General features: G+C 67.3%; 14 protein-coding genes. 9 read left to right on the forward strand and 5 right to left on the reverse strand.

What is annotated here, in order from left to right; all coding sequences use genetic code 11:
• Positions 1 to 21 precede the first annotated feature (21 nt).
• Positions 22 to 891 (forward strand): 1-acyl-sn-glycerol-3-phosphate acyltransferase, encoded by an 870-nt coding sequence (locus L2D00_10465; protein ID WBQ12266.1) that lies wholly within the window; start codon positions 22 to 24, stop codon positions 889 to 891.
• Here the strand turns inward: L2D00_10465 and L2D00_10470 are convergent.
• Entirely contained in the window at positions 888 to 1892 is a 1005-nt protein-coding gene (locus tag L2D00_10470) for a DUF481 domain-containing protein (protein ID WBQ12267.1), read from the reverse strand. The two genes, L2D00_10465 and L2D00_10470, sit on opposite strands and share 4 nt — an antisense overlap.
• 88 nt (positions 1893 to 1980) lie before the next feature.
• Here L2D00_10470 and L2D00_10475 point away from each other — a divergent pair, with 88 nt between their 5' ends.
• Positions 1981 to 2679, forward strand: a complete 699-nt coding sequence (locus L2D00_10475; GenBank protein ID WBQ12268.1) for a lysoplasmalogenase — start codon at positions 1981 to 1983, stop codon at positions 2677 to 2679.
• Here the strand turns inward: L2D00_10475 and rpoH are convergent.
• Positions 2676 to 3563 carry an RNA polymerase sigma factor RpoH gene (gene rpoH, locus L2D00_10480; protein ID WBQ12269.1) on the reverse strand — a complete coding sequence of 296 codons (888 nt, stop codon included), beginning with the start codon at positions 3561 to 3563 and terminating at the stop codon, positions 2676 to 2678. The genes L2D00_10475 and rpoH overlap by 4 nt on opposite strands.
• Before the next feature lie 220 nt (positions 3564 to 3783).
• On the opposite strand from rpoH, the gene L2D00_10485 reads away from it, so the two are divergent.
• A complete protein-coding gene (locus L2D00_10485) occupies positions 3784 to 4302 on the forward strand; it encodes a GNAT family N-acetyltransferase (protein ID WBQ12270.1) in 519 nt (172 codons plus the stop codon).
• Here the strand turns inward: L2D00_10485 and dapF are convergent.
• Complete coding sequence (gene dapF, locus L2D00_10490) at positions 4299 to 5138, reverse strand: diaminopimelate epimerase (protein WBQ12271.1); 840 nt, start codon at positions 5136 to 5138, stop codon at positions 4299 to 4301. The genes L2D00_10485 and dapF overlap by 4 nt on opposite strands.
• Before the next feature lie 135 nt (positions 5139 to 5273).
• Between dapF and L2D00_10495 the strand changes: the two genes are divergently transcribed.
• The 3 genes from L2D00_10495 to L2D00_10505 all read left to right on the forward strand — a co-directional run bounded on the left by L2D00_10495 (position 5274) and on the right by L2D00_10505 (position 9229).
• The gene (locus L2D00_10495; protein ID WBQ12272.1) at positions 5274 to 7475 is read left to right on the forward strand and encodes a prolyl oligopeptidase family serine peptidase; all 2202 of its coding nucleotides are present in this window, start codon (positions 5274 to 5276) and stop codon (positions 7473 to 7475) included.
• Positions 7476 to 7601: 126 nt separating this feature from the next.
• Positions 7602 to 8297: a DUF484 family protein gene (locus L2D00_10500; GenBank protein ID WBQ12273.1), complete on the forward strand. Its 696-nt coding sequence runs from the start codon at positions 7602 to 7604 to the stop codon at positions 8295 to 8297.
• Positions 8282 to 9229: a tyrosine recombinase XerC gene (locus L2D00_10505; protein WBQ12274.1), complete on the forward strand. Its 948-nt coding sequence runs from the start codon at positions 8282 to 8284 to the stop codon at positions 9227 to 9229. Before L2D00_10500 ends, L2D00_10505 begins: the two co-directional genes overlap by 16 nt.
• Positions 9230 to 9289: 60 nt before the next feature.
• On the opposite strand, the gene L2D00_10510 is transcribed toward L2D00_10505, so the two are convergent.
• Positions 9290 to 9502, reverse strand: coding sequence for a hypothetical protein (locus L2D00_10510; GenBank protein ID WBQ12275.1), 213 nt, complete (start codon positions 9500 to 9502; stop codon positions 9290 to 9292).
• A gap of 262 nt (positions 9503 to 9764) precedes the next feature.
• Positions 9765 to 10640, reverse strand: a complete 876-nt coding sequence (locus L2D00_10515) for a glycerophosphodiester phosphodiesterase (protein WBQ12276.1) — start codon at positions 10638 to 10640, stop codon at positions 9765 to 9767.
• A gap of 117 nt (positions 10641 to 10757) precedes the next feature.
• Between L2D00_10515 and L2D00_10520 the strand changes: the two genes are divergently transcribed.
• The 3 genes from L2D00_10520 to L2D00_10530 are packed head-to-tail and all read left to right on the forward strand — an operon-like array spanning position 10758 to position 13028.
• Positions 10758 to 11603, forward strand: coding sequence for a PIG-L family deacetylase (locus L2D00_10520; protein ID WBQ12277.1), 846 nt, complete (start codon positions 10758 to 10760; stop codon positions 11601 to 11603).
• 20 nt (positions 11604 to 11623) lie between these two features.
• Positions 11624 to 12070 carry a hypothetical protein gene (locus tag L2D00_10525; protein ID WBQ12278.1) on the forward strand — a complete coding sequence of 149 codons (447 nt, stop codon included), beginning with the start codon at positions 11624 to 11626 and terminating at the stop codon, positions 12068 to 12070.
• A gap of 4 nt (positions 12071 to 12074) precedes the next feature.
• Positions 12075 to 13028 (forward strand): sterol desaturase family protein, encoded by a 954-nt coding sequence (locus L2D00_10530; protein WBQ12279.1) that lies wholly within the window; start codon positions 12075 to 12077, stop codon positions 13026 to 13028.
• The last annotated feature ends 26 nt before the right edge of the window (positions 13029 to 13054 follow it).

A 13054-nucleotide genomic window follows, 5' to 3' on the forward strand; every position in this document is an offset into this window, starting at 1 on the left:
GCGCAGCTACCAGATAGGCCCATGGACATGTCATCCGATCCGGCCCGCGCGGTGGTGGACGCGCTGATCGCAGAGCGCGCGCCACGCCTGCGCACGAAGCCGCGCCTTTGGGCGCTGACCCGCGCGCTGGGCTTTCCGCTGCTGGGCTATGAAACCGCCGTCGAGATGACCCGCGCCCTTCAGGCGCGCAGCGCTGATGACGTGTTCGCGTGGGCGCAGGACTATCTGCGCCTGAATGTGCAGGTGCAGGGTCTGGACCACGTACCGTCCACCGGTCCGGTGATGATCGCCGCCAACCATCCCGGCGGCGTGCCCGACGGGGTGGCGGTGTGGCAGGCTTTGATCACGCGCCGGCCGGACATGGTCTTCTTCGCCAATCGCGATGCGCTGCGCGTGGCACCGGGCCTGGCCCCGCGCCTGATCCCGGTGGAGTGGCGTACGAAGGAGCGCGACCGGTCGAGCGCGCGCGACACGCTGCGCACCGCCATGGAGGCGCTCAATGCCGGGCGCTGCGTGGTGGTGTTTCCCGCCGGGCGCATGGCGCACTGGAACTGGGGCGCGCGCGCCCTGGCCGAGCCGGACTGGGCACCGGCCTTCGTGTCGCTGGCGCGCCGGTTTGATGCGCCGGTCGTGCCGCTGGGCGTGCGCCAGCGCATGCCGTTTCTGTACTACGCGTTGTCGCAGATCAGCATTGAATTGCGCGACATGACGGTGTTTCACGCCTTCCTGGCCCAGCGCGGCAAGCGCTATCGCCTGAATTTCGGGGCCCCGCTGGCGTCGCGCGCCCTGCCCGGAAGCGACAGCGCAGCGGCCGCCCATATGCGCACAATCACCGAGGCACTGGCCTGGGGGCACCCGCCCGCCGCACCTGTCCCTGACAGCCCGGCCTAGAACTCGCGCACAATGCTGAAATCGGCCCGGCTTTCGGACGGGCTGAAGCCCGGTTCGGGATCGAACAGATACCGGTAGCGGTAGCGCAGCTCCAAAGACCACACCGCCCCGAGCGCCGTAGCCAGGGACAGGGTCTGGTCGGCCTGCGCCCCATCGGTGAGCAACACATTGGTGTTCGCCGTCAGGCGCAGGCTGTCGGTAGGGCTGGCTTCCACATCAGAGGCGAGATCGAGCGCGCCGAACATGTTCGTGTCACCGCTGACCAGACGGCTGCGGCGCACGCCCGGTGCCGCGCGCAGGGTCCATGACAGCTCATCGCGCGCATAGACCCGGTAGCCAAAGCCCCCGCCCATAAAGGCCTTCCATTCGAAACCGGACAGCCGGTCACGCTCATAGCGGGCGTTCAGGAAATTGGTCCAGCGATCCCCGCGTTCGCGCTCGCCGCGCGCCCGGGTGATCAGCTCGTCGCGGCCTGTGCGGCCATTCACTTCAGACACATTGTAGTCGATCGCGCCCTCAAACCCCCAGCCGGCCAGGGCGCGCGTGACCTCGAGGCCCAGGCTGTAATCGTGACGCTCCACATTCCCGGAATCCTGGCGCAAGCCCACCCGCACCCGGCCGCTCCAGTTCTCCAACCGGCCATTGGCGAGAAATGCCAGCGCCTGTTCGGGCATGGAGGCCGGTCCGGCCTCCTCTTCGGACCGGGGCGCGTCTTCCGGCGCTGTGTCAGCCGGCGCCTCGGCTGCCATCAGCTCCAGCCCCAGCGCCGCACGCGCCCGGGCGCCGCTGCCGTCTGACAGGGTCTGCGCGGCGGCCGCGACAATCGCGCCATCATGAGTGAGGGAGATCAGGCGCACCGCCTGCTCAAACACCTCCGGATCGCCGGTCTCGTAGGCCGCAGCAAGCAGGGCCGACAGGCTGTCGGGCAGGCGGGTATCATCGGCCAGCGCCGCCGCCGACATGGCGCAGACGAGGGCGAAGGCGGCAAATGACGCAGGCATAACAGTCACCGTCGGTGGTTTTCAGTTTTTCAAGGCTGTTAAAACCTCCTAGCCTTTATGAGCCATGAACGTAACCGGGAGCCTGAACTTGACCGACCGCTACGCCGAAACCGAACCGCTCATCCCCGACTGGGCCGGACCGGCCTATCTGATCGTCTCGGTGATCACGTCGGTAATCTATTTCGGGCTCGACAATCTCACCGCCTCCTCCTCCGGCCTCCTGGTCATCGCCAAAACGCTCTCCATCGTGCTGCTGGCAGCCTATGCCGGGTTTTCGCGCGCACCGCTGCTGACCCTGGCCCTCCTGGCCTCGGCGGGTGGCGATTTTGCGCTGGCCTTGAGCCCGCCCGAGCGGGAGGCGGGCATCGCCTTCTTCGCTGCGGCCCACATCGTCTATGCAGCGATCTTCGCGCTCGCCATCTGGCGCAATGGCTGGCAGCGCGCAGGGCTGGCGGTCGCCGCGGGGCTGGCGGTGTTCGGTATAGCGATGCTGGTCTGGCTGCGCCCCGGCATGGGCGAGCTGGCCGGCCCGGCCAGCGCCTATATCGGGATCATCCTGGCCATGGCCATCCTGGCAGGCTTCGTGAAAGGCCCGCGCCTGATCGCCGTGGGTGCCATCGTCTTCATCGCTTCGGACGCCATCATCGCCGCGCGCTGGTTCGGCGGGACGCTGCAGCCCGGCGGCTTTGACTGGCCCGCCGCTCTGATCTGGATCCTGTATTACGGCGCACAGGTCGCGCTGGCAGTAGGGATTGTGCGGATGAAGCGGGCGCGGGCCAAGGCCTAAGCCGGCATCAGCCCGCGCTCTTCGGCCAGGCGCTTCATCTCGGTCTGGAGCTTTTCGAACGCGCGCACTTCGATCTGGCGGATGCGTTCGCGGCTGACCTTGTAGACATCCGCCAGCTCTTCCAGCGTCCTGGGCTCTTCGGTCAGGCGGCGCTCCTGGATGATGTGGCGCTCGCGCTCGTTCAGCCCGCCCATGGCTTCCTGCAGAAGCGTCATGCGGGTGTCGAACTCGTCGCTCTCGACCAGATCGTCTTCGGCGTTGTCGGCATTGTCGTCGGCCAGCCAGTCCTGCCACTGGCTCTCGCCATCGGCGCGCATGGGCGCGTTGAGCGAGGCGTCGGGGCCGGACAGGCGCCGGTTCATGGAGATCACCTCGGCATCGGTCACGCCCAGCTTGGTGGCGATGTGCTCGACCTGTTCGGGTTTCAGATCGCCCTCTTCCAGCGCCTGCATCTGGCTTTTCATGCGGCGCAGATTGAAGAACAGCTTCTTCTGGGCGGCGGTGGTGCCCATTTTCACCAGCGACCAGGAGCGCAGGATGTATTCCTGTATCGCCGCACGCACCCACCACATGGCGTAGGTGGACAGGCGGAAGCCCTTGTCCGGATCGAATTTCTTGACCGCCTGCATCAGGCCCACATTGCCCTCCGAGATCACCTCTGCGATCGGCAGGCCATAGCCGCGATAGCCCATGGCGATCTTGGCCACCAGGCGCAGATGGGAGGTGACCATGCGGTGGGCCGCTTCGGTGTCCTGATGCTCCTGCCAGCGCTTGGCCAGCATGAACTCCTCGTCCTTTTCCAGCATGGGAAACTTGCGTATCTCCGCGAGATAGCGCGACAGCCCGCCTTCGGGCGTAATGGCGATCATGGAAGCATTGGCCATGGCTGGTCTCCCCGGTCTCTAAAGGCGCGTCAGGCTGGCTGGACCGGCGCGCGAGCCTGCATGTAGGGAGCCCGCTTGTGCGATGCGAGAGCCTCACAGTGCATCTCAACCGTGTGCGGTCATGTGCGTTCCCAATGCAACACACAATCACGCCGGAATTAAGGGCAGGGATGGACATTCTCTCTTGCCTGTCTGGCATCCCCGGACTATCGCCGCGTGCATGAGCGTTTCCATTCGCAAATCTGTCCCCGGGGACGAAGCCGCGCTGGCGCTGGTCGGTGCCGCGACCTTTCTGGAGACCTATGCCGGCGTGGTGGACGGCGCGGCCATTGTGCGCCATTGCGCCCAGCGCCAGACCGAGGCCGTCTACGCCGCCGCGCTGGCCGATCCTGAACAGGCGCTGTGGCTCGCTGAAGCCGCGCCGGGCGCGGCCCCCGTCGGCTATCTCCACCTCGCCCTGCCCGGCCTGCCGGTGGAGACGGGACCCGGTGATATCGAGATGAAGCGCATCTATGTCCTGTCGAAACTGCACCGTTCAGGTCTCGGGCTGATGCTGCTGCAGGCCGGGCTCGCCCACGCCCGCGCCAAAGGGCGCAAGCGCATGCTGCTGGGTGTGTACAAGAACAATGCCCGCGCCATCGGTTTCTACGAGGCGCACGGCTTCCACAGCGTGGGCGAGCGCCAGTTCGATGTGGGCGGCGCGGTTTATTGCGACTGGGTGATGGCGCGCGATCTCTAGCGCGGCGGGGCACCAAAGCCCTCGGGCAGAACGATGTCCCGCTCCAGCGCCACCGGGCCGGCCAGGTGCACATGGCCGTCTTCAGTCCAGCGCACGGGCAGATCGCCGCCATCGGCCCGGATCACCGCCTCGCGCCCGCTCCGCCCCTGACGGCACGCAGCCACCAGCGCGGCCGCCGCGCCCGTGCCGCAGGCCTTGGTCAGCCCCGCCCCGCGCTCCCAGACCCGCAAGCGGATCAGGCCCGGTTCCAGCACCCGGGCAAAGCCCGCATTCACGCGCTCGGGAAACAGGGAATCGTGCTCCACGCCCGGCCCGATCACGTCGAGTGGCAGGGCGTCAGGATCATCCACGAAGAACACCACATGGGGATTGCCCATGGAGACCGCCCCCGGCCCGGTCAGACGCCCGGCGCCCGGCAGATCGACCGCATACTCCATCCGCACCGTATCCATGACGCGCGCCAGCGGAATCTCCCGCCAGTCCAGGCGCGCCGGACCCAAATCCACCTCTGCCCCGCCATCACCGAGGCGGCGCGCATTCAGGCGGCCCCCCGGCGAGCTCATCGTCAACGCATCGCGGGCACCATCCTCAAACATCAGCCAGGCGGCGGCGCGGGCGCCATTGCCGCAGGCACCGACCTCGCCGCCATCGCGGTTCCAGACCCGCAGCCGCGCATCGGCTTCCCGGTCCGCCTCGAGCGCCAGCAACTGGTCGAAGGGATGGGCGCGCGCCAGCGCCAGGATCGCGCCGGGTGCCAGCGCCAGCGGCGCATTGTGATTGCGCGCGTCGATCAGGATGAAGGCGTTGCCCGCCCCGTTCATTGCCCAGGCTTTCATGGGGCGAGGCTTTACGCCCTCGGGCCATCGCGCGCAATCGGGCGGGAGCCTTATGAGAATTTAATGCGGACGGCTTTGACGCGGGACGCCGGGCGCTGTTGAATGCGCCGCTTGCAACACGAGGGAGACTGCCTGATGCGCCGCTGGGGATATAGCCTGACCGCTGCTGCACTTGCCGCGCTGGCGGCGTGTTCGCCCAATTCAGACAATGGACAAGTGATGGATATCGCCACCCCCACCGACGAGGCCGAGCACAGCGTCTCCGCCCTCAACCAGGCGATCCAGGCGGGCGAGGAAAATCTGGAATGGCTCGAAGAGGTCGAGGGCGAGGACGCGCTGGGTTTTGCGCGCCTGCAGAACGAGCGCTCGCTGGGCCTGTTGCAGTCCGATCCGCGCTATCAGACGCTCTATGATCAGGCGATTGAAGTGCTCGAAAGCACCGACCGCATTCCTTATGTCGCCGTGCGCGGCGGGGAGCTGTGGAATTTCTGGCGCGATGCGCAGAACATTCACGGCCTGTGGCGCAAGACCAGCGTGGAGAGCTACGCCACCGGCGCGCCGGAATGGGATGTGGTGTTGAATGTCGACGAGCTCGCCAGTGCCGAAGACAAGAACTGGGTGTGGGGCGGGTCGAGCTGTCTGGGCCCTGACTATCGCCATTGCATGCTGACCCTGTCGGATGGCGGCTCCGATGCGGCGGTGCGGCGCGAGTTTGATGCGCAGACCCGCAGCTTTGTCGAAGACGGATTTGTCATCCCGCAGACCAAAGGTTCGACGGCCTGGATCGATGAGAACACGCTGCTGATCGCGACCGCGCTTGAAACGGACGAAACCACCAGTTCGGGCTATCCCTTCGTGGTCAAGCGCTGGACGCGCGGCACGCCCATCGAGGATGCGCAGGTCGTGTTCACCGGTGCCCGCAGTGATGTGGGTGTGTGGCCCGCGCGCTTCGAGCAGGCCGATGGCACGGCCTATTTCATGGCCATTCAGCGCGAGAGCTTCTTTGAAGGTGTCTACTGGCTGCTGCCCGAGGGCGCGGCTGGCGAGCCCATCGCCCTGCCCCTGCCGCGCAAATCGACCCCGCAGGCCCTGTTTGGCGGCCAGCTGATCTTCACCACGGAAGAAGACTGGACGCCCGCTGAAGGCGGGCCGACTTTCCCGGCCGGTGCCGCCCTGTCCATCGACATGGCCGCGCTGGCTGAATCGGGCGAGCTACCCGAGGTGAAGACCGTGTTCGTGCCCGATTCCCGCCAGTCAGTGGGATCGGTGGCAGCCACCGCCAATAACCTCCTGATGGTCATCAGCGACAATGTCGTGAGCCGCCTGGAGGCGTTTACCTATCAAGGCGGCGCGTGGACCAGCCAGCCCATCGAGGCACCGGAGAACGCCACCATCTCCATCGTTACCGCCGATGACCAGAGCGATCTGGCCTATGTGAACGTGTCCGGCTTCCTCAATCCTGAAGCGCTCTACCGGGTGACGCCGGACCTGGCACTGGAACCGGCCATGTCGGCACCGGCCTGGTTCGACACTGACGGCATGGTCGTCGAGCAGCGCCAGGCGCGCAGCTCCGACGGCACGATGATCCCGTATTTCATCGTCCGGCGCGACGATGTCACCGGGCCCCAGCCCACCCTGCTCTACGCCTATGGCGGGTTCCAGGTGTCGCTGTCGCCGTCCTATTCGGGCGTGCGCGGCCGGCTCTGGCTGGAAAATGGCGGCACTTATGTGCTGGCCAATATCCGTGGCGGCGGCGAGTTCGGCCCGGCCTGGCACCAGGCAGGCCTGCGCACCAACCGCCAGCGCATCTTTGATGATCTGATCGCGGTGGCCGAGGACCTGATTGCCACCGGCGAGACCACAGCGCCGCAGCTGGGTGTGATGGGCGGGTCCAATGGCGGGCTGCTGACCGGGGTGATGTATACCCAGCGGCCCGATCTTTGGGGCGCGGTAATCAGCCAGGTGCCGCTGCTGGACATGATGCGCTTCCATCTGCTGCTGGCCGGTGCCAGCTGGCAGGACGAGTATGGCTTCCCCGACGAGAACGAGGAGGAGCGCGCCTTCCTTCGGGGTATATCCCCGGTGCACAATGTGGACGAGGACGGCGATTATCCGCCGATCTTCATCCTCACCTCCACCAAGGATGACCGGGTCCATCCCGGCCATGCGCGCAAGCTGGCCTTCCTGCTCGATCAGCTGGGCCATGAAATGCTGTATTACGAGAACATTGAAGGCGGCCATTCGGCGGCGGCCAATCTGCGCGAAGCGGCCAACCGCCAGGCGCTGGAATACGTGTTCCTGATGCAGACCCTGATGGACGGCGCGTCCGCGCCGTAAGACGCCGGAGCCCTGCCCGTCCCGTATGCGCCGCTGGCGCTCAACGGACGGGCAGGGTCATTAACCCTGTTGCAAGCCGGCCCCCCGATAGTCCGCGACTGACCGCCGCCACCAAGGGCCGCCCGCATGTTTGACTCCGCCCCTCCGCCCACACCGGCCCCCGGTGCCGAATTCGCAGACGCGACGGCGCTGCGCGATTACCTGCGCGCCCATCCCGAGCTGATCACCCGCGATCCCGAATTGCTGGCGCGCGTCAACGAGGCCATCACCCAGTCCGGCGTCATCGACATCGCCGCCCACGCAAGGCGCAAGCTGGAAGCCGAGCTTGCCCGCGTGCGCGCCACCAACGCCGCGCTGATTGCGCTGGCGAAAGCCAATCTCGCCGCCCAGGCCCAGACCCACGCCGCCATTCTGGCGGTGATGGAGGCGGACAGCCTGGACGCGCTCGATCACAAGCTGGCCGGCCGGGCCGCCGGAGCGCTCAGCGTGGATGTGATCCGGATTTTCATTGAGGGCTGCACGCCGCTGCCCGGCGCCAAGGCGATCCGGCCGTGCTCACCCGATCTGGTCGCGGCGCTGCTGGGCGCACAGTCTGAAAAACTCGGTCCCGTGGACGCCCGCTTTGCCGATGCGCTGTATGACGGCCAGGCGCGGGGCCTGCGGTCCGAAGCGCTGGTGCGCCTGGAGCTGGCGCGCAAGCCGGCCGTGCTCTGTCTGGCCGCCCGGGACGGGAAAGCGTTTTCCCCCGATCAGGGTGCGGACCTGCTGCATGTATTTGCGCGTGTGCTGGAGCGGCGGATATCGCCATGGCTGGCGGGCTGACCCACCCCGAACTGCCTGCGCCCGCGGCGATCGCCGCCTGGCTCGATCATCTGTCCGGCGAGCGCCGGCTGGCACCGCGCACTCTGGACGCCTATGCCCGCGATGTCAGCGGCCTGTTCGAGTTCCTGGGCGGGCATCTGGGCGGTCCGGTTACGCTGGGGGCCCTGTCCCGGCTGGAGGCCGCCGACTGGCGCGCCTGGCTGGCGGGACGCCGGCGGGAGGGCTGCGGATCGCGCACGCTGCAGCGGGGCCTGTCCGCCGCGCGCAGCTTCTTCAGCTATGGCCGGCGGCGCTGGGGGCTGGATAATCCGGCGCTGACCCTGGTCGAAGCGCCCAAGGCGCCCCGGCGCATGCCGCGCCCGGTGAGCGAGACGGCCGCGCGCGCCCTGATTGATGCGCCGGGCGAGACCGGCGGGCCGGCCTGGATCGCAGCGCGCGACACCGCCATCCTGTCTCTTCTCTATGGCTGCGGCCTGCGTATTTCCGAGGCGCTGGCCCTGACCGGGGCCGATCACCCGCTGCCGCAAACCTTGCGCGTCACGGGCAAGGGCGGGCGCACACGTATCGTGCCCGTCCTGCCCCAGGTGCGCGAGGCGGTGACCGCCTATATGGCGCTGTGCCCCCATCCGGTCGGGCGCAAGGACGCCCTGTTCCGCGCCGTGCGCGGGGGCGTGCTGGGCCCGCGCGCGGTGCAGGCGGCGATGGAGATGTTGCGCGCGCGTCTCGGCCTGCCGTCCAGTGCCACGCCCCACGCCCTGCGCCACGCGTTTGCGACCCATTTGCTGGCCCATGGCGGCGATCTGAGGTCGATCCAGGACCTGCTCGGCCATGCCTCGCTGTCCACGACGCAGATCTATGCCGATGTGGATTCCGGCGCGCTGGCGCGCCTGCATGCCGCCACCCATCCACGTGCGCGCAAACGGTCCGCCTGACATGAAAAAGCCCGGAGCGATGCGCTCCGGGCTCTGTTCACAGATCAGATCAGGCTGGCGTCAGCGCATTTCCCAGTACGGGCGGCGGCCCGTCAGGCTGAGCGAAAGCGGGTCGGGACGCGAGATATGGCCCGACAGGGCCAGAACCGCGACCGTGGCCGCCATGCCCGCCAGCGCCAGCACGCCCGTGACCTCAGAGGTCAGGAAGCGGGCGGCGAGCGCAGCGAATGCGAGCCAGGCGCCGATCAGAAGGATTGCAGTGAGACGTGGCATGTGACCCTCCAAGGGCTGGCTTTTGATGTCACTAAAATGTCACCTTGGGCCGCGCCTGTCAAGTTTTTTAGCAGTATACGGACTTAACTAGAAGGCTATATTTATAAATTAAACCATATTTTTCAATATCTTTTGCCTGTTTTCGCCTCTGCATACGAGTCAAATATGGCGAAATTCGGCGCGCGCCCGAAACGCCACAAGATGCTGTAAATGCACTGTATACTGCACAATATATTGGGCCTGAATGGCCCGCTTCGGCGCCTCAGCGTGCGCCCTGCACCTGCGCCATGACATCGACGCGGTCGGTGATGATGCCATCCGCGCCCAGATCGAGCAGCGCGGCCATGTCGGCAGGATCATTGATGGTCCACACCTGCACGGCGAGGCCGCGGGCCTGCGCCGCCGCAATCAGGCGCGGATGGGCAACGTCCAGCCCGGCGGCGCGCGGCGGAATCTGCAGGGCGTGGGCGCGGGTGGGATGCCATTTGGCCAGGCCCAGCCGGGCCGCGAGATAGAACGTCAGCGCCTCGTTGGATGCCATACCAGTGGCGACCTCCGGACAGGCGTCGCGGAACTGGCCCAGGGCGCTGTCATGGAAAGAGCCAACCATGACGCGCTGCGTCATCCCGGCGTCGCGGATCGTCCCGCACATGGCCAGCGCGGACTCCCGGGTGTCCGGCTTGATCTCCACGATCCAGCGCATGTCCGGGTAGGCGGCCAGCGCCCCGGCAAGGCTGGGGATGCGCACGCCCTGACCTGCGAACCGGTCCGGCACATTCCCGTCATAGCCAAACGCGGCGTCGAGGCGCGCAATCTCTTCCAGCGTCAGGGCATCCACTCGGCCGGTGCTGTTGGTGGTGCGGTCCACCGTGTCGTCATGGATCAGCACCAGCACGCCATCGGCGGTCATCTGCGCGTCCACCTCCAGCACATCCGCACCGTCCTCCACCGCCCGGGCGAGAGCTTCCAGCGTATTGGCCGGCGCGCGCCCGAGCCCGGCCCCATGGGCAATCCGGTCGGCGCGGGCCTCCGCCTTCGCGTCCAGCCAGGCATGGCTCACCGGCACCGGTCCCGGCCACAGCGCCGCCCCGGTCCAGACCAGGGCGATGATAGCGATCACGATCAGGACAAGGCGCATGCGGGCCCCCTTAGCGGCGTCTGCGGGGCGCAGCCCCGGGATGGCCGGCAGACTGGACCGGCTTGTTGACGCGCTGATGACAGGGCAGTCTGGCGGCGCGTGCACGAGGACGCGAGGATGCGCACAGGACCCTTGATGCTGGCGGGGGCGGCTCTGGCCGTGCTGGCCGTACTTGCCCTTGGCGCGCTGATGCTCGGCCGGACACTGTTCAACGAGCCCGGCGTGGCGCGGCTTGCCTCCGTCACCGCAACACTCGGCGAGGCCGGCGTGTTGTTCGTTTTTGCCCATCCTGATGACGAGATCACCGCCAATGCGCTGATGGCTCGCATCGTCGCCGAGGGCGTGCCCGTGCACCTGTTTACCGCCACGCGCGGCGAGGCGGGGACCCAGTATCCGCCCGTGGTCGATCAGCCCCATCTGGGCGTGGTGCGCGAGGCCGAGGCGCGCAAGCATGGCTTTGCACTGGGCGTCGCGAGCCATGATGTGCTTGATCTGGGCGACGGCCAGCTGGAATACCACCCGCTGGACGATCTGACCGGGCTGGTGACTCATGCCATCGCGCGCACGCAGCCTTCAGCCGTCGTCAGCTTTCATCCAGAAAGCGGCGTGTCGCTGCATCCCGACCACATGATGATCGGCGCAGCGGCCCAGGCGGCGGTGGCCGCGCGGGGCCCGGACGCGCCGGTTCTGATTTTCGTGCTCGCCCCGCGCCCGGCCCTGCGCCGGTTTGGCGGCGCGCGCGGCCAGCATGTGGCGGCGCTGCAGCCGGAGCCTGACTTTTCCGTACCCGCCCCGGCACGCGCCAAGATCCGCGCTTGGGGCATCCATCACAGCCAGTCGCGCTATCTGCAGGCCGCCTACGGCCTGCCGCCCGGCGTGCTGCACCGGCTCTGGACGCAGGAATACTACGCCATAGCACCAGCGCCGGCAGGGGACGAAACAGGGCTTGCGCACCCTCAGTGAACGGCGTTCAATATCGCGCCATGAACGACCTCTTCACCCTGGCCGCAGTGCTTGTGGGCTCAGCCCTCGCCGTCGGGCTCGTCATCGGGCTGAACGCCGTGCTGGGCGGGTGGTCGCCGGCGAGGATCGACAGCGCCGAGGCCGCCGCCGCGACGCTTGAGCTCGACGTGCTGGGCTTTCGCGCCGGAAACGACGCTGTCGCGGCGGCTGACGGGCGCGCCGCCCTGGTGATGGAGGCGGACGGGGCCCGCCTGGGGCTGACGCTGAGCCGGGGCGACATTATCGTGTCGCGGGCGCTGAGGCCGGGCGAGGTGCGCGGCGCGCAGGCGCAGGGTCCGCGCCTTGTGATAACCATGGACGACTTCACCCTGCCGCGCGCGCATCTGACGCTGGCGGACGAGACTGAGGCCCGGCTCTGGGCGGACCGCGTGACCGGTTTCGCCAACGGCCAGCAGCAAGAGACCTGACGCGATGGACGCCCCCGAGCTGCCCGATCCCATCCTGTTCGCGATCCCGGCCTTCGTGGCGCTGATCGTGGCCGAGATGATCTACGCGCGCATGACAGGCCGGGCAAAGTTCGAGCCGCGCGACAGCGCCGCCAGCCTGGTCATGGGTCTGGGCAATACGGTATCGGGCATCCTGCTGGGCGTGGTGGCACTGACCTGGTTCGTGTTCGTGTCGCAGTATGCGCTACTGGATATCGGCTGGGCGTGGTGGGCGTTCGCGCTGTGCTTCGTGCTCGATGACTTTGTGTATTACTGGGCCCATCGCTTCGCCCACACCGTGCGCTGGTGGTGGGCCGACCATGTGGTTCACCATTCCAGCCAGCACTACAATCTGACCACGGCCCTGCGGCAGCCCTGGTTGAGCCCGCTGACCCTGAAATTCATCTTCTTCGGAAGCTGGCTGGTGCTGATCGGCTTCCCGGTGGCCATGGTCGCCTTCGTGGGCGCGCTCAATCTGGTCTACCAGTTCTGGATCCATACCGAGACGGTCCGCCGCCTGCCTGCGCCGATCGAATACATCTTCAACACCCCGTCCCATCACCGGGTCCATCACGCGATCAATCCGCGCTATCTCGACCGCAATTATGCCGGCGTGTTCATCATCTGGGACCGGATGTTCGGCACGTTCGAGCCCGAACGCGATGACGAACCCTGCCGCTATGGCATTGTGCGCCAGCTGGGCACGTATAATCCGCTGAAAATCTGCCTGCATGAATGGATCGGCATCGTGAAGGATGTGCGCTCGGCGCGCTCTGTCCGCGAGGTGCTGGGCTATTGGCTCGGCCCGCCGGGCTGGTCGCCCGATGGCAGCCGCGACTGCTCGAAGACCCTCAAGCAGCGCTGGATAGAGCAGCGACGCGCGGCGGACGAGGCCCGGGCCGGAAGCGAGCCCGCAGAGCAGATCCGGGCGGCGGAATAACTCTGCGCTGGACACGCGTTGTGTCC

The organism is Hyphomonadaceae bacterium BL14, from assembly GCA_027627705.1.
Taxonomy (GTDB): domain Bacteria; phylum Pseudomonadota; class Alphaproteobacteria; order Caulobacterales; family Maricaulaceae; genus Oceanicaulis.

What these genes read in the sequence shown, in the direction of transcription:
- L2D00_10465 (WBQ12266.1), top strand. Translation starts at nt 22, where the DNA reads ATGGACATGTCATCCGATCCGGCCCGCGCGGTGGTGGACGCGCTGATC.
- L2D00_10470 (WBQ12267.1), bottom strand. Translation starts at nt 1,892, where the DNA reads ATGCCTGCGTCATTTGCCGCCTTCGCCCTCGTCTGCGCCATGTCGGCG.
- rpoH (WBQ12269.1), bottom strand. Translation starts at nt 3,563, where the DNA reads ATGGCCAATGCTTCCATGATCGCCATTACGCCCGAAGGCGGGCTGTCG.
- L2D00_10485 (WBQ12270.1), top strand. Translation starts at nt 3,784, where the DNA reads ATGAGCGTTTCCATTCGCAAATCTGTCCCCGGGGACGAAGCCGCGCTG.
- dapF (WBQ12271.1), bottom strand. Translation starts at nt 5,138, where the DNA reads ATGAAAGCCTGGGCAATGAACGGGGCGGGCAACGCCTTCATCCTGATC.
- L2D00_10495 (WBQ12272.1), top strand. Translation starts at nt 5,274, where the DNA reads ATGCGCCGCTGGGGATATAGCCTGACCGCTGCTGCACTTGCCGCGCTG.
- L2D00_10500 (WBQ12273.1), top strand. Translation starts at nt 7,602, where the DNA reads ATGTTTGACTCCGCCCCTCCGCCCACACCGGCCCCCGGTGCCGAATTC.
- L2D00_10505 (WBQ12274.1), top strand. Translation starts at nt 8,282, where the DNA reads ATGGCTGGCGGGCTGACCCACCCCGAACTGCCTGCGCCCGCGGCGATC.
- L2D00_10510 (WBQ12275.1), bottom strand. Translation starts at nt 9,502, where the DNA reads ATGCCACGTCTCACTGCAATCCTTCTGATCGGCGCCTGGCTCGCATTC.
- L2D00_10515 (WBQ12276.1), bottom strand. Translation starts at nt 10,640, where the DNA reads ATGCGCCTTGTCCTGATCGTGATCGCTATCATCGCCCTGGTCTGGACC.
- L2D00_10520 (WBQ12277.1), top strand. Translation starts at nt 10,758, where the DNA reads ATGCGCACAGGACCCTTGATGCTGGCGGGGGCGGCTCTGGCCGTGCTG.
- L2D00_10525 (WBQ12278.1), top strand. Translation starts at nt 11,624, where the DNA reads ATGAACGACCTCTTCACCCTGGCCGCAGTGCTTGTGGGCTCAGCCCTC.
- L2D00_10530 (WBQ12279.1), top strand. Translation starts at nt 12,075, where the DNA reads ATGGACGCCCCCGAGCTGCCCGATCCCATCCTGTTCGCGATCCCGGCC.